The following is a 20,153-nucleotide window of genomic DNA, read 5'->3' as shown; positions in this document are numbered from 1 at the left end:
GCAGATGTCGATGGATGGCGGGACGGCCGCCTCACTCGTCGAAATCGTCGTGGACGGCGATGGCGCCGCGGCGCCAGTAGCCATGGGCGCGGACCCATTTGCGATTGGCGCCCCGCTCGTCGACGAGGACGCTGCGCAACTGCTTGGCGGCGCTGGATTCACAGGCGAGCCAGGCGAAGTAGTCGCCATCGGGGAAAGCCAGGGCTGGCAAGGCAGCGAGCAGCGCCGCACCCGGTTGCGCCCCGGCGGCACGATGAACCCAGATCACCTCGATGCCGTCGGACCGATGCAGGGGCAGTTCGTCCTCCGCTCTACCGACCTCGACCAAAGCGAGCGCTCGGCTGCCCGGCGGCAGCTCCTCCAGGCGCCGCGCCAGAGCAGGCAGCCCGGTCTCGTCGGCGACCAGCAGGTGCCAGTCGAAACCGAAGGGGACGACGAAGGAACCGCGCGGGCCGGCGATCCAGGCGGCATCACCGGGCTTGACCTGCGCCGCCCAATTGCTGGCCGGCCCGTCATGCAGCAGGGCGAAGTCGATATCGATCTCTCCCGCCTGCGGATCATGGCGCCGCGGCGTGAAGTCGCGCGCCAGCGGCCGCGGGCCGCTCTCGGGGAAGGCGAGCCCGTCCGGACCGACGATTGGCAGGACCGGTTGCGTTTCGCCGGGCGCTGCGAAGAACATCTTCACATGGTCGTCGAAACCGAGGCTGACAAAGCCTTCGAGCTCAGGGCCGCCGAGCGTCACCCGGCGCATCGACAGGCTGAGATCGGTCACGCGCAGGACGTCGAGGCGGCGCAGAGCCACCTTGTGACGCTGGCGCTTCGGCAAGCGCCCATCCGGCACGCCTGTTTCAGCGGCATGGGTCATGGTCTGGATTCCTTGCGGTTGGCGGCCCGTTCGCGACAGGGCCGCATCGAGCCTTTGCGGCCGCGCGGGGCGGCCAGGTGATCTGCGACAATGCGATCTGCGGCGGTGCCCCGAGGACAGCCGTCATTTGGTCAGGATCAGCTTTCCCTGCCGCGTGATCCTGAGACGATAGAGCTCGCCGCGATGCTCGATGCCGATCTCCGTCTCGCCCTTGAAGACCGCCGCGCTGGCCATCGTCCTCGCCGGTTGCATCGCCGCCGGATGAGGCAGGCTACGGACCCGATCGAGGCATCCGGGACCGGTCAGGGCTGAAAAGAGTGGCTGGCTGTTCATGAAAATGGCTCGGAACGATAAGCTGCGGCGAATACGCGACCAGCCTAGCCGAGATCAAAAATACAAGCAATTACAATAGTTTACATGTATAATCATTCAAAACTCGGGATGAGGCGAGTAGGCCGAAGGTGGGAGATGGCGCGGGACCGCATGCCTATGGCCGCCAAGGCCGGACGATAGCCTGGTGCTCGAGGCTGCCGACGGCGAGCGTCAGCCCTTCCTCGCCGTCAGCACGAACATCGGCACGTCGCCGGGATAGGGCGAGGCCGGGAACAGATGCTGCCAGCTTCGGGCCGCGCCGAAACCGGCTTCGCTCAGCATCGTGCGCGCTTCATCCTCGGTCAGCCCGTCATGGCGCGGCAGGCTCGCGGCGAGCGTTTCGGGATAGGTCGAGCGATATTGCGGCGCGATCGACCAGAGCCCGTCCGAGACGAAGACCACCCCGCCCCGGCGCAGGAGGAGGTGAGCCTTGCGCAGGGCCGCCATCGGATCTGGCAGCGTCCAGAGCACATTGCGCAGCGTCACGATGTCGGCCGAGCCCGGCTCGAACGAGGCCTCCTCGATCAGGGCAGGTTCGAAAGCGACCTCGAGCCCGGCTGCCGCCGCAGCCTGCCGGGCCACGGCAAGCATGCCCTCCGAGCCGTCGCAGGCCCGCACGCGGTGTCCGAGCGATGCGGCGATCAGCGCACAGGCGCCGGTCCCGGTGCCGAGATCGACGACATCCTTTACGCCGTGCGCTTCGAAGGCGGCCGCGAGCACGTCACGCCATAGCGTAGCCTGCGCGACATGCGAGGCGACGCCGTCGAAGGCCGGCGCGCGCCGGGTCCAGTAGTCGGAAACCTCTGCCTGCGCCTCGGCCGCTTTCATGACTGCCTCCGTTCCGGTTCGATCAGATATTCGATGTGCCGGCGCCCCGACGCTCCCTCGCGGATCGAAACGGCGACGCCGAAGATGCGCTGGATCGCCTCGGCGGTCAGAACCTTGTCCGGCGCCCCCGCCGCCTGCAGCCGCCCCTCATGCAGCAATGCGATCTCGTCGCAGAACATCGCCGCGAGGTTGAGGTCGTGCAGCGCCATGATGCAGGTGATGCCGAGGCGGCGGACCAGGCTCAGGATCGAAAGCTGGTGCTGGATGTCGAGATGGTTGGTCGGCTCGTCGAGGATGAGCTCGCTCGGTTCCTGCGCCAGCGCGCGGGCGATATGGACCCGCTGGCGCTCGCCGCCCGACAGGGTGTGCCAGAACTGGTCGTGCCGCTCGGTCAGCCCGACCCGCGCCAGCGCCTCGTTCACCGCCGCCTCGTCGGCGTCGTTCCAGGAGGCCAGTGCGGCGCGATGCGGCGTGCGGCCGAGCCGGACAACGTCGCAGACGGAGAGCTGGATCTCGGTCGTCGCCTGCTGCTCGACAAAGGCGAGGCGGCGGGCGAGCTCGCGCCGGGGCACGGCGGCGATATCGCGCTCGTCGAGCGTGACGACGCCGCTCGCGACATTGCGCAGCCGGCAGAGCAGCCTGAGCAGGCTCGACTTGCCCGAGCCGTTCGGGCCGATCAGCCCGAGCACGCGGCCGGGCGCCGCCTGCAGCGTCACGCCGTCGACGATCATCTTGCCGGCGGCGCCCCAGCGTACCTCACGGGCCGCGAGCGTCATGCCGGCCGCCTCGCACGGTAGAGGATCAGCGCGAAGACCGGCGCGCCGAACAGCGCTGTCACCACCCCGATCGGCAGGATCTGCTGCGGGATCAGCACGCGCGAGAGGATGTCCGCAAGGATCATGAAGATCGCGCCCACGACGAGGCAGGCCGGCAGCAGGCGGGCATGGCCGGAGCCGACGAGGAAGCGGGCGGCATGGGGAATGATCAAACCGACGAAGCCGACCGTGCCGACGATCGAGACCATCACCGCGGTCATCACTGCCGTCGTGGCGAGGAGCACGACCTTCACCCTCGTCACGGCGACGCCGAGCGAGGCGGCGGCATCGACACCGAAGGCGAAGGCATCGAGCACCTTGGCGTGCAGCATGCAGATGGCGAAGCCGATAAAGGCGACCGGCGCGGCGATCCAGAGATCGGGCCAGCGCACGCCGCCGAAATTGCCCAGAAGCCAGAACATCACACCGCGCGCCTGCTCGGCGCTGGCCATGGTCGTGACGATCGTCGCGGTCGCGGCATTGAAGAGCTGCGAGGTCGCGACACCGGCAAGAATGACGCGATCGCTCGCCCCGCCCGCCCCTGTCGCCAGCAGCGCGACCACGGTGAGTGCAGCGCAGGAGCCGATGAAGGCGCCGGCCGAGACGCTCAGCGCCGTGCCGCCGATGCCGACGCCGAGGATCAGCACCGCGACGGCGCCGGTCGAGGCGCCGGCGGAAATGCCGAGCACGTAAGGCTCGGCCAGCGGATTGCGCAGCAGCGCCTGCAGGATCGCTCCGGAGAGTGCCAGCGCCCCGCCACAGAGGCCTGCCATCAGCGCCCGGCTCAGGCGGTAGTCGAAGATCACGCCCTGCTGGATCGCGCTGACGGGAAAGTCGAGGCTGAACAGCCCGTTGCCGAGCGCCCGCAGCGCCGTGTCGAACGGGATGCGCATCTCGCCGATCGTCACCGCCAGCGCCAGCGAGATGGTCAGCGCAGCGAGCGAGGCAACCGCGATGACGATCCGCGCGGGCCAGTTCGGGCCATGGGCAGCGTGGCTCAAGGGGAGAGGCCGAAGCCGGAGATCGCCTTGGCGAGCGCCTCGATGCCGTCGACCGTATCGAGCCCGGCCCGGGTCGCGCCGACATCCAGGATCACGATGCGCTGGTTCCTCACCGCATCGAGCTTGCTGGCGACCGGATCGGTCTTGAGAAAATCGAGCTTCTTCTCGATGTCGTCGGCCGGGAAGCGGCGGCGATCCATCTTCACCGCGACGATCACCGCGGGGTTGGCGCCGGCGATGCTCTCCCAGCCGACCAGCGGCCATTCCTCATTGGTGGTGATGATGTTGCGGGCGCCGAGCTTCGAAAGGATATAGGCCGGCACGCCGTTCTTGCCGGCCATGAAGCCGTCGCCCTTGATGTCCCGGCTGGAGAACCAGACCACGACCGGCACGTCCCTGGCCTTGAGGCTGGCGACGGCCGCGACCGCCTTGTCCTCGCGTGCCTTCAGTTCAGCGACAAGGGCTTCAGCCCGGTCGGAGACATCGAAGATCTGCCCGAACTCGCGGATGTTGCGATAGACCAGCTCCATCGTGAACATCTGCGTGCGTACGCCATCGCCGGCGCCGGAATTGTCCTTGCCGACGCAATCGGCCGGCGAGACGTAAGTCGGCACCTTGACCCCAGCGAACTGGGCGCGCTTGCCGACGATGCCGTTGGGTCCGACATGCCATTCGAACATAGCGGTGACGAGGTCGGGCTCCTGGGCCAGCACCGCCTCGAAGCTCGGATCGTTGTCGGCGAGGCGCTTCACCTTGGCATTCACCGCCTCATAGGGCTTGGCGACCGGCGAGAACCAGACGGCGGTGCCGACGACGCGGTCACCTAGGCCAAGCGCATAGAGGATCTCGGTCTGCGTCTGGCCGATCGCCACGACGCGCTTGGGCGGCGCGGCGAAGGTCACACTCTCCCGACAATTCTCGAGGGTCAACGGATATTGCGTCGGCGCAGCGAAGGCCGACCCTGCGAACAGAGTGCCGAGGAGCGCCGCGGCGGCACCTTGCAACAAACGGGTGACATGGCGAATGGCCGGCACAGCGGAAGCCTTGAATGTAACAGTGTTGCATTTCTGATAGAAGGGTCGGCGCGCAGCCGTCAAGCTCTGCGCAACGGTGCAGACGGTGTTCATGACCATGGGTCTCATCGCTCCCCGAGATGGCAGGCGGGGAACTGCGCAGGGGCGTGGATGGATGGAGGGCAGCGCCACCATCGACACACAGCTCCGGAACACCCCGTCCGAAAGACGTCTTCGACGACCGGGGCAGGTCTCCTGGCTCGCGGGTCGATGCCGATCCCGCCCGGCCTTCCCAGCGCTGTCGGCGCCAGTGGACGATGGACGGAGAGCTCGCCGCTTACAGTTGCGGGGGCAGCCTCGGCTTTGGCGGAATACGCCTCACCGAATTCCCTCTTAGCTCCGGATGCGATCCGGAGAACCTCGATCGCGGCCACCCTATAAGGCCGCGCCGCACCGTCAAGCCTGTTCGCCGAAGCAGCTAGGAGAGCCAGGCGGGGAGCCGCGCGGGAGCGGCCCCCGTCAAGGCCGCCTCGATGCAGTCGTCGAGCGTCCCCAGCCTGACGGCGCAGCCGGAGAGCCCCGGCCCGTAATGAGCGTATTTGCCGGAATTGGTCAGGACCACCTTAGCCTGCTCTGGGAAGACCGGGCGGGTGATCGAGCACCAGCAGAGATCGGGGATGATCGCGACGCCGCTCCGCGCAAGCCTGGCCAGTGTGCCATCGACTTCAGCCGCGGCGACGACCTCCCGCCCGGCCGTGATAATGACGGCGATTGCAGTCCCGACAGGACGGCCATCGAGGCGCTCCGCAACGGCCCGGCATTCATCCAGCGAGGCATGCGGGCTGCCGATGGCGACAAGATCGACATCCGCCGGCCCCTCGCTCAGCTTGCGCCAGCCCGCGGCGAGGTCCTCGCGGGTGATGACGACTTCGTCCTCGGGGACCCCGCCGAGGCTGTCCGCTTCCGGCGTGATGCCTTCGATATGGAGCATCGCCGCCGCCGAGGTCGTGCCGAAGGCGGCGCAGAGTGCCTTGAGATCGTCCCGCGTCGGTTGCGTCTTCGCCAGGCCCTTGATCAACGGGATCCGGTCAGGCGAAGCCAGGCCAGCAAGGTAGCCGATCAAGGGCCAGGCCGCGCTGTCCGCCCCCTCCGGCAACTCGACCCGTACGGTACGGCGCGCCCGGCGCCCCTCGTCGAGAAAGGCGCCAGCGAGCGGCGCGCGGCCGGTGACGGCGATGCAGAAGTCCAGGAAGTCCGGATGCTTGGCGGTCCGGGCGCCAAGCACGGAATTGGCGAAGATCACCGCGTTCGATTCCGACCAGCCGATCGGCTCGCCGAAGCGTGGCGGCTCCCGCAGCGTATAGGGCGCGCAGGTGAAGCTCGCCTGGCAGCCCATGCGGACATAGGTCTCGGCGAGGCGCGCCGCCGGTTCGCCGAATTCGGGCGCAACGCCCTGGCGGCGCCAGTTCGCATGGTCGACGGAGATCGCGTTCATCGTCGTCGGGATGCGGACGCGTGCGCCCAGCTCCTCCATCTTCGCGGCGAAGACCAGATTGGCCGGGCCGGCATAGATGCAGCCATCGACATGAGCCCGCGTCACATCGAGGAGTTCGGTCGCTCCTTGCTGGCTCGCCATGGCGACGAGGATGCGCATGGCCTGCTGCGCCGCGATCCCGTCCTTGCCGTCGAGCATGCCGCGATCGGAAGAGGACAACTGCAGTCCTGCATCCGCCGCCGCGGCAAGAGGGATATGCACCTGCCCGCCATCGGCCGATATGCCATCCGACGTGATCGTCGCGTGCCGCGCGCAGGAAAGGGTGGCGAAGGCCTCCGCGGACAGGCGCGCGACCGGGATGCGGCGCCCGAACATCTCGGAGGCGACGATCGCGCCGAGCGTCAGCGTGTCCTCGGGGCCAGCGAAGATCAGCGCGGCGGGGTTCCTGCCGGAGAGCGCCAGCTCCAGCAACACGCCGGAGCCCGAACAGGAGCCCCGACTGGTCGGCATCAACACGACCGCGCCGGCGAGCGAGGCGCCATGGGCGGGATGATGCACGTCGATCACCGTACCCGTGGCGGGATCGACGCCGCCCCAGAAGCTCAAGGGCTCGGCGAGGACGACGACCGGCCCGGCTGCCGCGCCCGAGGCGACGATGGTGCCATGGTCCTGTCCGGGGGTGACGTTCATGGCGCGGGTCGACGAAGCTGGATGCGGAATGAGCGGAGCGCGAAGCCCTGCTCCACTGCAGTGATATCATCGAATCCCTGGTGCGAAAGACCGCGCCGATGCGCGGTCTACAGCTTGAACACCTCCCGCGCCGTCTGATGCGTGCGAATATAGTCCCAGTCATAGGTGACGCCGAGCCCGGGGCCGGTCGGGACCGGGAAGCAGCCATCCTTGTCGACACCATCAAGCTGGTCGCTGTAGCCGCAGGCATAGACCGGCGGCACCGCGTTCGGGCAATCGGGCCCGACCAGCGCGAGCTCGTAGAAATTGGTGTTGCGGGTCGCGGCCATGCAGTGGCGATGGGCCGGGCCGCAGGCATGGATCTCGACATCGACGCCGAAGGCCTCGGCGAGATGGGCGATCTTCATCGCGCCGGTGATGCCAAGATCGTATTCCGGATCGGAGCGCAGCGCGTCGGTGCCGCCATTGATCAGGAAATCGGCCTTCGGCTCGAAGCCGCGCAGATACTCGGTCTGGAGGATCGGCGTCTTCAGCATCTCGCGCAGCTTCTTGTGGGCGAAGGCCGAGACGCCGCAATCGCGCATCGGATCCTCGTACCAGAAGTAGTTGCCCTCGTCGCAGGCGCGCCCGACATAGAGCGCGTCGGCAAAGGTCCTGAGCTCGTTGGCGGGGTCGAGCATCAGGGTCATGCGGTCGCCGACCGCCTTGGCGACATGCAGGACGTTGGCGGCCTCCTCGCGCGCATCGCCATCATGCCAGCCATGGACTTTGAAGGCGCGGTAACCGAGATCGTAGCAGGCCTCGGCGAAGTCGACGAAGGCCTCCTTGCTGTCGAGCCCACCATTGCGGTCGCCGTGATAGGTCGAGGCATAGGTCTTGAGCTTGCTGCGGAACCCGCCGAGCAGTTGCGAGACCGAGGCACCGAAGCGCTTGCCGGCGAGGTCCCAGAGCGCGATGTCGATCGGCCCGATGCCCATGCCGTCATGCTGGCGCAGCTCCCGCTTCATGTCGTTCCAGATCTCCTCGCGGTGATCGGGATCGCGGCCGAGGATGTTGGGCGCCAGCGAGAGCGTCTGCGCCATGGTGGCGCGGGTGCCGCCCCAATGCATGACATATTGCCCCTCGGCTCCGTCCTCGCTGCGGATGACGACGGCGAACTTGGTCAATTCCAGCTCGGAATTGGGCTTGTAGCCGATATTGTAGACGGCGCGCGCGTTCTCGGCGGACGGCCCGAGATTCCTGGCCTTGAACGAGAACTCGACGATCTCGACTTCGCTGATCCTGGTCATGGGTCCTCACGATATCTGACTGGAACCACAGCCCTCATCCTGAGGAGCGATCGCAGATCGCGTCTCGAAGGATGTTTCAGTGCGCTCTGGAGCATCCTTCGAGACGGCCGCCACGCGGCCTCCTCAGGATGAGGGCTGTGTTGTTTTCAAGCGGTCATTTTCAGAAACCGGCCACGTGCGGCAGCCACAGGCTGAGCGCGGGCACATAGGTGATGATGGTAAGGGCGACGACAAGCGCGATCAGGAAGGGCCAGAGCTCGCGGAAGAGCGGCCCTAGCCTGACTTTCGTGATCGCCATGGCGACGAAGCAGAGCACCCCGACCGGCGGCGTCACCTGGCCGATGACGAGGTTGACCAGGAGCACGATGCCGAAATGCACGAGGTCGATCTGCAACGAGGTCAGCAGCGGCAAGAGGATCGGCACCAGGATGATCATGATGGCGATCGTCTCCATGAACATGCCGGCGATCAGCAAGGCGATGTTCAGGATCAGCAGCACAACCAGCGGGTCGGTCGAGATCGACTTCATGAAGTCGGTGACGAGCTGGGGCGCCTGGTCGACGGCGAGGATCCAGCTGAAGGGCGAGGCAGCCGCGACGATGGCGAGGATGACCGCCGTCTCGCGCGCCGTGCCGACCAGGATCGCCGGCAGATCGGCGAGCTTGATCGTGCGGTAGACCAGCATGCCGACGACCAGCGAATAGGCGGCGGCGACGCCGGCGATCTCGGTCGCGGTGAAGAGCCCGGCGCGGAAGCCGACGATGATCAGCACCGGCATCAGCAGCGCCAGCGAAGCGTATTTGAACTCCGTCCAGAGATTGCCGAGCGAGAAGGCGCCAGCCGCGCGGAAGTCGCGCTTCAAGGCCAGTATGGCGATGGTCGCCATGATGCAGCCGGCCATGACGAGGCCGGGGATGATGCCGGCGACGAACAGGCTGCCCAGCGAGATATTGGCCTGCCAGGCGTAGACCACCATCAGGATCGAGGGCGGGATGATCGGCCCGAGCGTGCCGGCTACGGCCGAAAGCGCCGCGCCGAAGGCCCGCGGATAGCCCATCTTTTCCAGTTGCGGCACGAAGACCCGCGCCGCCGCGGCGGTATCGGCGACCGAGGAACCTGAGATGCCGGAGAGGAAGACCTCGCCGACGACCAGCGTATGCGCCGGGCCGCCGCGGATATGGCCGACCAGCGCCTTGGTGAAGCTGAAGAGGCGCTCGGAGATGCCCGATGCGTTCATCAGCGAACCGGCGAGTGTGAACAGGGGAATCGCCAGCAGCGGGAAGGACTGCACGCCGGCGACGATGCGCTGCGCGGCGACCGTGAGCGGGATCCCCTCCATGAAGATCACCAGCAGGGCCGAGCCGGCCATGGCGATCCAGATCGGCGTGCCGACGACGATGAGCAGCGCGAAGGCGCCCAAGAGCAAGGTCACCATGGCCGCTACTCGCGCGTCGTGATGTCGGACCAGAGCGCCCCGGCGGACCCCTCATCCAGCAGGTTGCGCAAGAGATGCAGCAGCGAGAGCGCACTGCCCATGAAGAGCGGCGCGATCATCCAGCCGGCGGAGATGCCGAGCATCGGCGTCAGGTTCGGCAGTTCGCGCTGGAGATAGCGCCAGGAGAACAAGGTCAGCGTGCCCAGCACCGCCGCCGTCGCCAGAAAGGCGAGGAGGCCGAAGGCGCGGGCGAGCCAACGCGGTGCGAACATCACGATGACGTCGATGATGATGTGCGTGCGGGCATGGAAGGCGCTGGCGATGCCAAGGAAGACCATCCAGGCGAAGAGCAACAGGATGAGCTCCTCCGACCAGGTCAGCGGATCGCTCAGCACATAGCGGAAGACCACGGCGGCGCAGACCAGCGTCGCGATGGAGGCGTGGAGCACCACCAGGGCAGCGTCCTCGATGCGGCTCGACCAGTCGTCGAGCCGCTGGATCAATGTGAGGCCGGTCATCGGGCCGGATTAGCGCTTGCGCTGCGTTTCGATCGCCGCGAGCACGCGGTCGAGATGGGCCTTGCCCCAGCGCCCTTCCATCGCGGTGGCGACGACCTTGGACTTGGCGGCGAAGGCATCGCGATCGACATCCTCGACGATCTTGGAGCGACCGGACTTGCGGATGTCCTCCAGCATCGAGGCCTCGCGCTTCTGCTGGAGATAGGTGTTCATCGCCGAGGCGCGGGCGGCCTCCGCGAACAGCACCTCGCGATGCTCGGGCTTGAGCTTGGCGAGGCTGTCCTTGTTGATGACGATCATGTTGTTCTGGAGCATGTGCTTGGTCATCGCGACATAGCCCTGCACTTCGTAGAACTTGCGCGAGAAGATCGTCGGGATCGGGTTCTCCTGGCCGTCGACGGTCTTCTGCTGGAGCGCGGTGTAGACCTCGCCGAAGGGCACCGGCGTCGGCGCCGCGCCATAGGCCTTGATCATCTCGACCCAGACCGGACTCTCCGGCACGCGGATCTTCAGCCCTTGCAGGTCTTCAGGCTTCTTCACGGCGCGGTCGAGCGTCGTCATGTTGCGCCAGCCCCAGTACCAGATGCGGGTCACCGGCACGATGTTGTGCTTGTCGCGCAACTCGTCGAACACGGCATCGAAGGCGTCGGAGCGGATGATCGCTTCGGCCTCGCTCCAGTCCTTCCAGAGGAAGGGCCCGCTGGGGATTTCCAGCGCTGGCACCAGCGAGGAGGCTGCCGCCATCGACGGCGCGGACAGGTCGAGCGCGCCCTCCTTGACCTGCTTGAAGAGATCGACCTCCTTGCCGAGCTGTTCGGCCGGGAAGACCCGGATGGTGACGGCGCCGCCGGTACCCTTGTTCACCCGCTCGGCGAACTCCTGGAAGAGTTCGCCGGCGATCTCGGCGGTGGTGTTGGCGTGGCCGAAGCGCAGGGTCTGCGCCTGCGCCGCGCCGGCGATCAAGCTGCCGGCGATCAAGGCCGCGGCGGCGATGCGTCTCAGGATCATGCGTGTCCTCCCTGGTGTTGAACCGGGCCGTTTTCGGCCTCGGGGCGTTGCGGCTATTTGATCAATCGCTCGTAGGATCCTTCGAGATGCAGGCGCATGGCTTGCGCTGCCGCATCGGGATCGCCGGCTTCGAGCGCGTCGACGATGCGGAAGTGTTCCTGATGGGTCAGGCCGACATCCTGCTCGCGCGTCAGGTAAAGCCGCGAGATGTGCAGGTGAAAACGCAGGTCGTCATGGCTCTTGAGCGCGACCTGGTTGCCGGCGGCCTGCAGGATGATGCGGTGGAAGCGGTCGTCCGCCTCGGTGAAGCCGCGATGGCTGCGATATTCGCGCGACGGCTCGCCCGCCATCATGGCCGCGACCTCATCGCGCAGCGCCGCGATGACGTCCGGCCCAGGCCTGCTCCGCGCCGCCTGCGCTGCGGCCCAAGGCTCGATCACGCCGCGGAAGCTGTAGACGTCCTCGTAATAGCGGCGGTCAGGCAGCGGGGCCGTGGCAAAGCCGATGAAGGGCTCGGCCTTGACCAGCCCCTCCGCCACGAGCCGGGCCAGCGCCTCGCGGATCGGTGTCGAGGAGACCTGAAGCTCGCGTGCCAGCCCGTCGACATTGAGCTTTTCGCCCGGCGCATAGGCCTGGTCGAGGATGCGCTCCTTGATCGCCTCGTAGACCTGGTCGCCGAGCACGACCCGCTCGATCTTGCGTGCGCCGTTCAAAATTCTGCATCCTGCATCTTGGATCGTGCATGATTTTGAAATGAACTCTCAGGGGAGTCAATCCGTTCGGTGACGGACAGCACGGCGCCTGACCGATCGCTCGCCCGAGCCTCTGAGCTGACCTGGTCGCACGATTCGGGTCAGCTCAAGGCTCGCCGCTTATCCGTCGTCACGGATGCGCAGACACATGACAAAACGCAGCATTCACAGCAGCCATCGGCCTTTTCAGGCAGTGGAGGGCCGCACCGGTGCTCATGCGGCACGACGAGCCCCCACAACGCTCGCACCGCCGCCCCCAGCTTCGCGCTCCCCCGCAGAGACCATGGTAATCCATTGATAATAAATGAATTTTTTGACTTCTCTCAGAATCTGGCGAGACGGTCCCTCAGGAAAGCGCCCCAAGGATTTACCTCTCGTTAACCATTCGATTCCTACATCTGGGGAACCGAAAATTTACCAAGATGACCGCCGTGTTAACCCAACCCCGGCCGATCCGCCTCAAGGGGCGCTCCTATCTCGCGTTGACGCTGACACCCGAGCTGCCTTTCGAGGACTGGCTGGTGCGGCTCGACGATCTCGCCGGCCGCTCCGCCGGCTTCTTCCTGCGGCGGCCGGTCGTGCTGGACGTCGAAGGGCTGGAGATCGACCGTGCCCAGCTGCGCGACCTCGTCGGCAAGCTCGGCACCCGCAATGTGCGGATCATGGGCATCGAGGGCGCACGTCCCTCGATGCTCGGGGCCGACCTGCCACCGGCCATGTCGGGCGGCAAGGCGACCGGCGACATCGAGGAGCCTATTGCCGCGCCGGTCAAAGAACCCCCTGCTCCCGCTGCGGTCGAGAGCGTGGCGGAGATGCCCGCCGCGCCGCTGCCGACCACGGGCGCGCCCGCCTCGCTCGTCGTGACCCAGCCGGTGCGCTCGGGACAGTCACTCTTCTCCGAGGGCGACATCACGATCATCGGCTCGGTCGCCTCCGGCGCCGAGGTCATCGCCGGCGGCTCGATCCATATCTACGGCACGCTGCGCGGCCGGGCGATGGCCGGCACGCTCGGCAACGCCGCCGCGCGCATCTTCTGCCGCAAGCTGGAGGCCGAGATGGTCGCCATCGACGGCTTCTACAAGACGGCGGAGGACCTCGAGTCCACTCTGCGCGGCAAGCCCGTCCAGTTCTGGCTCGAAGGCGAGACCTTCACGGCCGGGTCACTGACCTGAAACGACAGCACGTCCACCGGAACTAGGAGAGGTCAATGGGCAAGGTCATCGTGGTCACATCGGGCAAGGGCGGCGTCGGCAAGACGACGTCCTCCGCCGCCCTGGGCGCAGCCTTGGCGCAGAACGGCGACAAGGTCGTGGTCGTCGATTTCGATGTCGGCCTGCGCAATCTCGACCTGATCATGGGTGCCGAACGGCGGGTGGTCTACGACCTCGTCAACGTGATCCAGGGCGAAGCCAAGCTGACGCAGGCGCTGATCCGCGACAAACGGGTCGAGACGCTCTATCTGCTGCCGGCCTCGCAGACGCGCGACAAGGACAATCTCACCACCGAAGGCGTCGAAAAGGTCATCGGAGCGCTCAGGACGCATTTCGACTGGGTGATCTGCGACAGCCCGGCCGGCATCGAACGCGGTGCCACCCTCGCCATGCGCCACGCCGACATCGCGATCGTCGTGACCAATCCGGAAGTCTCTTCGGTGCGCGATTCCGACCGGATCATCGGCCTGCTCGATTCGAAGACGGTGAAGGCCGAGAATGGCGAGCGCATGGAGAAGCACCTGCTGCTCACCCGCTACGACCCCGCCCGGGCCGAGCGCGGCGACATGCTGAAGGTCGACGACGTCCTCGAGATCCTGTCGATCCCGCTGCTCGGCATCATCCCAGAGAGCATGGACGTGCTGCGCGCCTCCAATATCGGCTCGCCCGTCACCCTGGCGGACGAGCGCAGCGCCCCGGCGCTGGCCTATTTCGACGCAGTGCGCCGGCTCAAGGGCGAGAGCCTCCCCGTCACCATCCCCGGCGAGAAGCGCGGCTTCTTCGGCAAGATCTTCGGAAGGAAAGCGGCATGAACCTGCGTCGTCTCTTCTTCCGCACCCAGTCGGCCCCGGCCGCGCGCGAGCGCCTTCAGGTCCTGCTGGCCCATGAGCGCCTCTCGGCAGATGGCGCCGACCTCGTGACCAAGCTGCGCGACGAGATCCTGCAGGTGATCGCCAAGCATGTGCAGCTCGACAGCGACAAGGTCAGCGTCCGCATGGAGCGCGGCGCCCAGGTCTCGACGCTGGCCGTCGACATCGAGATCCCGTTCGACGCGGGCAAGAAGGCGGCCTGAGGGCCGCCTTTTCCTTTAATATCGCAGGCCTTTGCCGGCCTCACATCACCGCCGGGCCACGGCCGTCATATTCGGCATCGGTGACCTTCTCCAGCCAGTCGACGACCTTGCCCTCCTTGGCCTCCTGCACGGCGATATGCGTCATCGCCGTCTCCGGCCCGGCGCCGTGCCAGTGCTTCTCGCCCGGCGGGAACCAGACGACATCGCCGGGCCTGACCTCCTCGACCGGCCCGCCCCAGCGCTGCACGCGGCCGAAGCCGGCGGTGACGACCAGTGTCTGGCCGAGCGGGTGGGTGTGCCAGGCCGTGCGCGCGCCGGGCTCGAAGGTGACGCTGGCGCCCTGCACGCGCTCGGGTGCATGCGGATTGAACAGCGGATCGATGCGGACGGTGCCGCTGAACCAGTCGCCAGGGCCTTTCGCCGATGGCCGGGTTCCGGCGCGGATGATGTCCATGGGCTGTCTCCTTGGGCCTGCGGTCGTCCTGAAAGCTGAAACGGTAATCTAGTCACGTCCGTGCCCGGATTGAATGGGCCGGCGCCTTCAATGGAAATCGCGGGATTTCGGCAGGATGCGGACATTGCGGGGATGGCGACCCCGCGGGATCTGCGGATGCTTGAACTCGTCGGCGCGGGTCAGCACGATCTCGGCGCGGTGCGTGTCGGAGAGGCCGAGCAGCTCGGCCGAGCGGTCGAAGACGCGCTTGGCCATCAGATGGGTCACGCCCTCCGGGCTCTTCTGTACCCTGCCCTCGACCAGGAGCAGCCGCGCCGCCATGACCTCACGGCGGAAGCGCTCGAAATCGCGGGCCCAGAGCACGACATTGGCGATGCCGGTCTCGTCCTCCAGCGTGATGAAGATGGCATTGCCCTTTCCGGGTCGCTGGCGCACCAGCACGACGCCGGCGACGCTGGCCCAGGCACCATCGCGCATTGCTGACATCTGCCCGCAACTCGCGATGCGCTCGCTGGCGAAGCGGGCGCGCAGAAGACCCATCGGATGGCCCTTCAGCGAGAGCCGCGCCGTCTGGTAATCGGCGACGACGTGCTCGGCGAGCGGCATCAGCGGCAGCGCCATGGTGCGTTCCGCTCCAAGCTCGCGCGCCTGCGCCGCCTCGAACAGCGGCAGGGCCTCGTCGTCCGGCAGGCGGCGCACTGCCCAGAGCGCCTCGCGCCGGTCGAGTCCTAGCGAGCGGAAGGCGTCGGCATCGGCGAGCAGGCGCATGGCACGGGCCGGCAGGTGCGCCCGGCGGGCGAGTTCCTCGACATCGCGATAGGGCTCGGTCCGGGCTTCGACGAGGCGCTCCGCCCAATCCTCCCTGAAGCCGTCGAGCTGGCGCAGGCCGAGGCGCAGCGCCCAGGGGCTTTTCCAGCCCGGCCCTCCCGGCTCCAGCAGATTGTCCCAGGCGCTGGAATTGACGTCGATCGGCCGCGGCTCGACACCGCCATTCTCCTGCGCCTCGCGGACGATCTGCGCCGGGGCGTAGAAGCCCATGGGCTGCGAATTCAGCAGCGCCGCGGCAAAGATCGCGGGATGATGGCGTTTCAGCCAGGACGAGACATAGACGAGCTTGGCGAAGGATGCGGCGTGGCTCTCGGGGAAACCGTAGCTGCCGAAGCCCTTGATCTGCTCGAAGCAGCGCTGGGCGAAATCGCGCTCATAGCCGCGTTCGACCATGCGCTCGACCATCAGCGCCTCGAAATGGCCGATGGTGCCGACATTGCGGAACGTCGCCATCGCCTTGCGCAAGCCGTTGGCTTCGGGGTCGGTGAACTTCGCCGCCGTCATCGCGAGCTGCATCGCCTGCTCCTGAAAGAGCGGCACGCCGAGGGTGCGCTTGAGAACCTGGCGGAGTTCGTCCGGATGATGGGGGGGCGCCGGCGAAGGGTAGTCGACCTGCTCGATGCCCGCCCGCCGCTTCAGATAAGGATGGACCATGTTGCCCTGGATTGGGCCGGGGCGGACGATCGCGACCTGGATGACGAGATCGTAGAGTTCGCGCGGCTTCAGGCGCGGCAGCATGTTCATCTGCGCCCGGCTCTCGACCTGGAAGACACCGAGCGACTTGCCTTCGCAGAGCATGTCGTATGTGGCCTCATCACCGCCTTTGATGTCGGCCAAGGCGTAGCTTTTGCCCTCCTTCTGCGCGATCAGTTCGAAGGCCTTTCGAATGCAGGTCAGCATGCCCAAGGCGAGCACATCGACCTTCATTAGCCCCAACGCGTCGATGTCGTCGCGATCCCATTCGATGAAGGTGCGGTCCGCCATCGCGGCCTTGCCGATCGGCACGGTCTCGTCGAGGCGGCCGCGCATCAGCACGAAGCCGCCGACATGCTGCGAGAGATGACGCGGGAAGCCGAGCAGGCGCACGGCGAAGTGCACCGCCCGCGCGATCACCGGATTGTCGGGGTCGAGCCCGGCCTGGCGGATCTGGGTGCGGGTGATGTCGGAGCCCCAGCTGCCCCATTGCGTCGAGGCGAGGCGGGCGGTGACGTCCTCGGTCAGCCCCAGCGCCTTGCCGGCCTCGCGCATGGCGCTGCGGGGCCGATAATGGATCACCGTCGCGGCGATGCCGGCGCGCTCGCGGCCATAGGTCTTGTAGATCCACTGGATCACCTCCTCGCGGCGCTCATGTTCGAAATCGACGTCGATATCGGGCGGCTCGCTTCTTTGCTCGGAGATGAAGCGGGCAAAGAGCAACTGGTATTCGTTCGGATCAACGGAGGTGATGCCGAGCGCGTAGCAGACTGCGGAATTCGCAGCCGAGCCTCGTCCCTGACAGAGAATGCCTTCGCTTTCGGCGAATTCGACGATCTGGCGGATGGTCAGGAAGTAGCGGGCGTAGTCGAGCTTGCCGATCAGGACGAGCTCGTCATCGACCTGGCTTTGCACCTTCTCCGGAATGCCGGCTGGATAGCGCATCGGCAGGCGCCGGCGCACCAGTTCCTCCAGCCAACCCTGCGGCGTCCAGCCGGGCGGGACCGGCTCGTCCGGATACTCGTATTTCAGCTCCTCAAGATCGAAGTCGATGCGGCCGAAGAGGTGCTGCGTCTCCTCGATCGCCTCCGGCGCCTCTTTGAAGAGCCTCGCCATCTCCTGTGGCGGCTTGAGATGGCGCTCCGCATTGACCTCGAGCAGGCGGCCGGCCTTGTCGATCGTCGTGCCCTCGCGGATGCAGGTCATGAGGTCCTGCAGGTCGCGCTGCTCGGGAGCGTCGTAGAGCACGTCATTGGTGGCGATCAGCGGGGTGCGGGTCGGGGCCGCGATGCTGCGGAGACGGGCGAGGCGGCGGCGGTCGTCGCCGCGGCGCGCCATGGTCGCGGCAAGCCAGACCGCCCCGGGGGCGGCTGCATCGAGCCGGGCGAGGACCTCCGCGAGCCCGTCCAGCCGGCGCTCCGGCATGACGATCAGCAGGAGGTCGCGGGCATCGTGCAGCAGGTCGTCGAGGGAAAGGATGCACTCGCCTTTGGCGCCGCGCAGATTGCCTGTAGTGAGCAGGCGGCAGAGCCTGCCCCAGCCGGCGCGGTTGGCGGGATAGACGACGATGTCCGGCGTGCCGTCGGCGAAGACGAGGCGGCTGCCGGTGGCGATCTTGAAGGCCTTCGCCATCGCCTGGAGCTGCGGCAAGGTGAAAGGCAGATCGTCGAAGGCCGGGTTCTCAACCCAGATATATTCGCCCGGGCTGCCGCCCTCGCGGATCTTCTCGGGGGCCAGCACGCCGTCCTCGCGCAGGTCGCGCAGCGCGGCCCAGGCCCGCACCACGCCGGCGACCGTATTGCGGTCGGCGATGCCGAGGCCCGCCTGTCCGAGCAAGAGCGCGGTCATCACCAGGTTCGGCCCGGGCGAGGCGCCGCGCAGGAAGGAGAAGTTCGTCGCGGCGACGGGCTCAGCATAGATGGTCATGCGAACAGCCCGTGCAGATACCAGCGCGGCGCGGTCGTCTCGCGACCATAGAGGCCGGCGCGGTAGAGCCAGAAGCGACGCCCCTGCGCATCCTCGACGCGATAATAGTCGCGCGTGTGCTCACCCGGCCCATCGCGCCACCAGTCCGGCGCGATCCGCTCCGGCCCCTCGGCCCGGGCGATCTCATGCAGCACGCGCCGCCAGCGGAAACGCAAAGGCGGGCCATCGGGCACCTCGGCCAGAGTCTCGACCGGCTGGGGCGGCTCGAAGAGCTGGAGCGGGCGGGCCGGCGGCTCGTCCGGCTGGGCAACGGGCCAAGGCAGCGCCTCGTTCGACTTAGCTGCGGCTGGGACAAGCGCAGCCTCCTGCTCGGGCTGATGGCTGTCCCGCGCGACGAAGCGCAAGACGCGCTCGCGGCCGAAGCGAGTAACAAGACGATCGACGAGATCGGCGACCGCCTCCTCCTCGACGGCGCGCCCGTCGAGGCTCGTCTGCGGCATGCCGAGGGGCTCGCAGACCGGCACAGCGAGCCTGATCGCGTCATAGCCGAAGCCGGGGTCGAGCGGGTCGGCCAGGCTGTCGATACGCTCGCGATAGAGCCGCAGGATCGCGGCGACGTCGCGCGAGGGCCGGCCGGTCTCCAGCTGAAGCCGGCGCACGGCGCCGTCGCTGCGGAAGAAACTGACCTCGAAGGCGCGGCCGCCCTCGCCGCGGGCCTCGAGCAGGCGACCGGCCTCGCCGAGCAGGTGGGCGACGATCTCCTCAAGCCCGTCGGTATCCTGCAAAGGATCGGGGAAATGCCGCTCGACCACGCAATCGGGCGGCGGACGCAGGGGCGTGATCCGGGCATCCTCATGGCCGAGAACGCGGCGCAGCTTGGTGACGAGCGCCTCGCCGAAGCGGGCGGCGAGCGTGTGCGAGGGGCGGCCGGCGAGATCTCCCAATGTCTTCAGCCCGGCACGCGACAAGGCGATCACCGTCTCGGACGAAGCCTCCAATGCCGAGACCGGCAGCAGCAGTGCCCGCTGCTCATCCTCCCCCGGCAGCGAGATGGCGCAGCGACCGAAGCGGGAGAGGGCGCGGGCCGCCTGCGGCGTGCCGGCGATGCTGGCGAAGACAGTGAGACCGAGCCAATCCATGCTGCGGCCGACGCGCTTGCGCAGCGCCGCCTCGCCGCCGAAAAGATGGGCGCAGCCAGTGATGTCGAGCACGAGCCCATGCGGCGGATCGAGCGCGACGAGCGGGGTGAAGCGATCGCATAGTGCGGCGAGCCATTCGATCAGGCGCCGGTCGGCAGCCGGATCAGCCTCGACCACTGTCAACTCGGGGATACGGGCGCGGGCATCGGCCAGGGTCAGGCCGCGGGTCAGGCCAAGCTTGAAGGCGCGCTGGTCGCAATCGGCGAGACGCAGCGCACCGCGATCCTTCTCGACCAGGACGAGCGGACGCTCATCCGGCCCGGCGGAGCCCCGGCGGCGCAGGCGCTCGCTCGCCAGATAGGGAAACCAGAGGGCGAGATAGCGGCGCTGCATATCCCGCTCCATTCTTGCTGCCTCCCTCGCTCCCGATCCTGTCCCGGAAACATCGCTCGTCACGGTTCCACTCCACACGCCACTCACGCTCACCCAGGCCGCCGCGATGGCGCAGCAGCCGCAATCCGAAGGCGGGATCGCCCGGCGCCTCCGCCTCCCGCGCCCGCGACGGTAAGGAGCGCACCTGCCAGCGCGTGCTGGCGGCGCTGGGCTGCGGCTCTGCCGCCACCCGCAGCAGCAAGGTCAGGACGCCGGACGCCTCCGCCGCCAGCGCGAGGCGCCGACTGGCGGTCAGGTCGAACTGGCGCGGCGCGCCCCAGGGCTCGATCAGGGTCGCCCCGAGCGCGGCGCAACGT

At 67.5% G+C, this 20,153-nt stretch carries 18 protein-coding genes and 1 riboswitch; of the genes, 3 read left to right on the top strand and 15 right to left on the bottom strand.

Annotated elements, in window-relative coordinates; all coding sequences use genetic code 11:
- Window positions 1–31: 31 nt before the first annotated feature.
- From CXY91_RS09825 to CXY91_RS09770, 12 genes are all read right to left on the bottom strand, one after another.
- Complete coding sequence (locus CXY91_RS09825; RefSeq protein ID WP_100960895.1) at window positions 32–865, bottom strand: siderophore-interacting protein; 834 nt, start codon at window positions 863–865, stop codon at window positions 32–34.
- A 123-nt stretch (window positions 866–988) separates the two neighbouring features.
- The gene (gene hemP, locus CXY91_RS30875) at window positions 989–1,117 is read right to left on the bottom strand and encodes a hemin uptake protein HemP (RefSeq protein WP_349236592.1); all 129 of its coding nucleotides are present in this window, start codon (window positions 1,115–1,117) and stop codon (window positions 989–991) included.
- A 291-nt stretch (window positions 1,118–1,408) separates the two neighbouring features.
- Complete coding sequence (locus CXY91_RS09815) at window positions 1,409–2,065, bottom strand: class I SAM-dependent methyltransferase (protein WP_100960891.1); 657 nt, start codon at window positions 2,063–2,065, stop codon at window positions 1,409–1,411.
- A complete protein-coding gene (locus CXY91_RS09810) occupies window positions 2,062–2,841 on the bottom strand; it encodes an ABC transporter ATP-binding protein (protein ID WP_100960889.1) in 780 nt (259 codons plus the stop codon). Before CXY91_RS09810 ends, CXY91_RS09815 begins: the two co-directional genes overlap by 4 nt.
- Complete coding sequence (locus tag CXY91_RS09805; RefSeq protein ID WP_100960887.1) at window positions 2,838–3,881, bottom strand: FecCD family ABC transporter permease; 1,044 nt, start codon at window positions 3,879–3,881, stop codon at window positions 2,838–2,840. The genes CXY91_RS09810 and CXY91_RS09805 overlap by 4 nt, the downstream gene beginning before the upstream one ends.
- Complete coding sequence (locus CXY91_RS30870; RefSeq protein WP_465246856.1) at window positions 3,878–4,888, bottom strand: ABC transporter substrate-binding protein; 1,011 nt, start codon at window positions 4,886–4,888, stop codon at window positions 3,878–3,880. Before CXY91_RS30870 ends, CXY91_RS09805 begins: the two co-directional genes overlap by 4 nt.
- A gap of 234 nt (window positions 4,889–5,122) precedes the next feature.
- Window positions 5,123–5,332, bottom strand: a riboswitch (cobalamin riboswitch).
- Window positions 5,333–5,372: 40 nt separating this feature from the next.
- Window positions 5,373–7,079, bottom strand: coding sequence for a cis-3-hydroxy-L-proline dehydratase (gene lhpI / locus CXY91_RS09795; RefSeq protein WP_100960885.1), 1,707 nt, complete (start codon window positions 7,077–7,079; stop codon window positions 5,373–5,375).
- Between the two features lie 107 nt (window positions 7,080–7,186).
- Window positions 7,187–8,368, bottom strand: coding sequence for an enolase C-terminal domain-like protein (locus tag CXY91_RS09790; RefSeq protein WP_100960883.1), 1,182 nt, complete (start codon window positions 8,366–8,368; stop codon window positions 7,187–7,189).
- Between the two features lie 160 nt (window positions 8,369–8,528).
- Window positions 8,529–9,803: a TRAP transporter large permease gene (locus tag CXY91_RS09785; RefSeq protein WP_248307423.1), complete on the bottom strand. Its 1,275-nt coding sequence runs from the start codon at window positions 9,801–9,803 to the stop codon at window positions 8,529–8,531.
- Between the two features lie 5 nt (window positions 9,804–9,808).
- Window positions 9,809–10,321 (bottom strand): TRAP transporter small permease, encoded by a 513-nt coding sequence (locus tag CXY91_RS09780; protein WP_100960881.1) that lies wholly within the window; start codon window positions 10,319–10,321, stop codon window positions 9,809–9,811.
- Between the two features lie 9 nt (window positions 10,322–10,330).
- Window positions 10,331–11,329 (bottom strand): TRAP transporter substrate-binding protein, encoded by a 999-nt coding sequence (locus tag CXY91_RS09775; protein ID WP_199777395.1) that lies wholly within the window; start codon window positions 11,327–11,329, stop codon window positions 10,331–10,333.
- A 53-nt stretch (window positions 11,330–11,382) separates the two neighbouring features.
- Window positions 11,383–12,042 carry a GntR family transcriptional regulator gene (locus tag CXY91_RS09770; protein ID WP_100960879.1) on the bottom strand — a complete coding sequence of 220 codons (660 nt, stop codon included), beginning with the start codon at window positions 12,040–12,042 and terminating at the stop codon, window positions 11,383–11,385.
- A 461-nt stretch (window positions 12,043–12,503) separates the two neighbouring features.
- Here CXY91_RS09770 and minC point away from each other — a divergent pair, with 461 nt between their 5' ends.
- From minC to minE, 3 genes are read left to right on the top strand one after another with little or no spacing between them, the layout of a single operon-like run.
- Window positions 12,504–13,253: a septum site-determining protein MinC gene (gene minC / locus CXY91_RS09765; RefSeq protein ID WP_100960877.1), complete on the top strand. Its 750-nt coding sequence runs from the start codon at window positions 12,504–12,506 to the stop codon at window positions 13,251–13,253.
- A 35-nt stretch (window positions 13,254–13,288) separates the two neighbouring features.
- Window positions 13,289–14,104 carry a septum site-determining protein MinD gene (gene minD, locus CXY91_RS09760; RefSeq protein ID WP_091833692.1) on the top strand — a complete coding sequence of 272 codons (816 nt, stop codon included), beginning with the start codon at window positions 13,289–13,291 and terminating at the stop codon, window positions 14,102–14,104.
- Window positions 14,101–14,364: a cell division topological specificity factor MinE gene (gene minE, locus CXY91_RS09755; protein WP_091833689.1), complete on the top strand. Its 264-nt coding sequence runs from the start codon at window positions 14,101–14,103 to the stop codon at window positions 14,362–14,364. Before minD ends, minE begins: the two co-directional genes overlap by 4 nt.
- Before the next feature lie 40 nt (window positions 14,365–14,404).
- Here the strand turns inward: minE and CXY91_RS09750 are convergent, their stop codons facing one another.
- The 3 genes from CXY91_RS09750 to CXY91_RS09740 form a co-directional block, all read right to left on the bottom strand.
- A complete protein-coding gene (locus CXY91_RS09750; protein WP_100960875.1) occupies window positions 14,405–14,818 on the bottom strand; it encodes a (R)-mandelonitrile lyase in 414 nt (137 codons plus the stop codon).
- 87 nt (window positions 14,819–14,905) lie between these two features.
- Window positions 14,906–18,265 carry an error-prone DNA polymerase gene (locus tag CXY91_RS09745; RefSeq protein WP_100960873.1) on the bottom strand — a complete coding sequence of 1,120 codons (3,360 nt, stop codon included), beginning with the start codon at window positions 18,263–18,265 and terminating at the stop codon, window positions 14,906–14,908.
- Window positions 18,262–19,797 carry a Y-family DNA polymerase gene (locus CXY91_RS09740; protein ID WP_100960871.1) on the bottom strand — a complete coding sequence of 512 codons (1,536 nt, stop codon included), beginning with the start codon at window positions 19,795–19,797 and terminating at the stop codon, window positions 18,262–18,264. The genes CXY91_RS09745 and CXY91_RS09740 overlap by 4 nt, the downstream gene beginning before the upstream one ends.
- Window positions 19,798–20,153: the final 356 nt, after the last annotated feature.

Source organism: Allobosea sp. FBZP-16, assembly GCF_002831785.1.
GTDB classification, from domain to species: domain Bacteria; phylum Pseudomonadota; class Alphaproteobacteria; order Rhizobiales; family Beijerinckiaceae; genus Allobosea; species Allobosea lupini.
The sequence above is the reverse complement of the archived record's forward strand: the minus strand, read 5'-3'. Positions and strand labels throughout refer to the sequence as shown.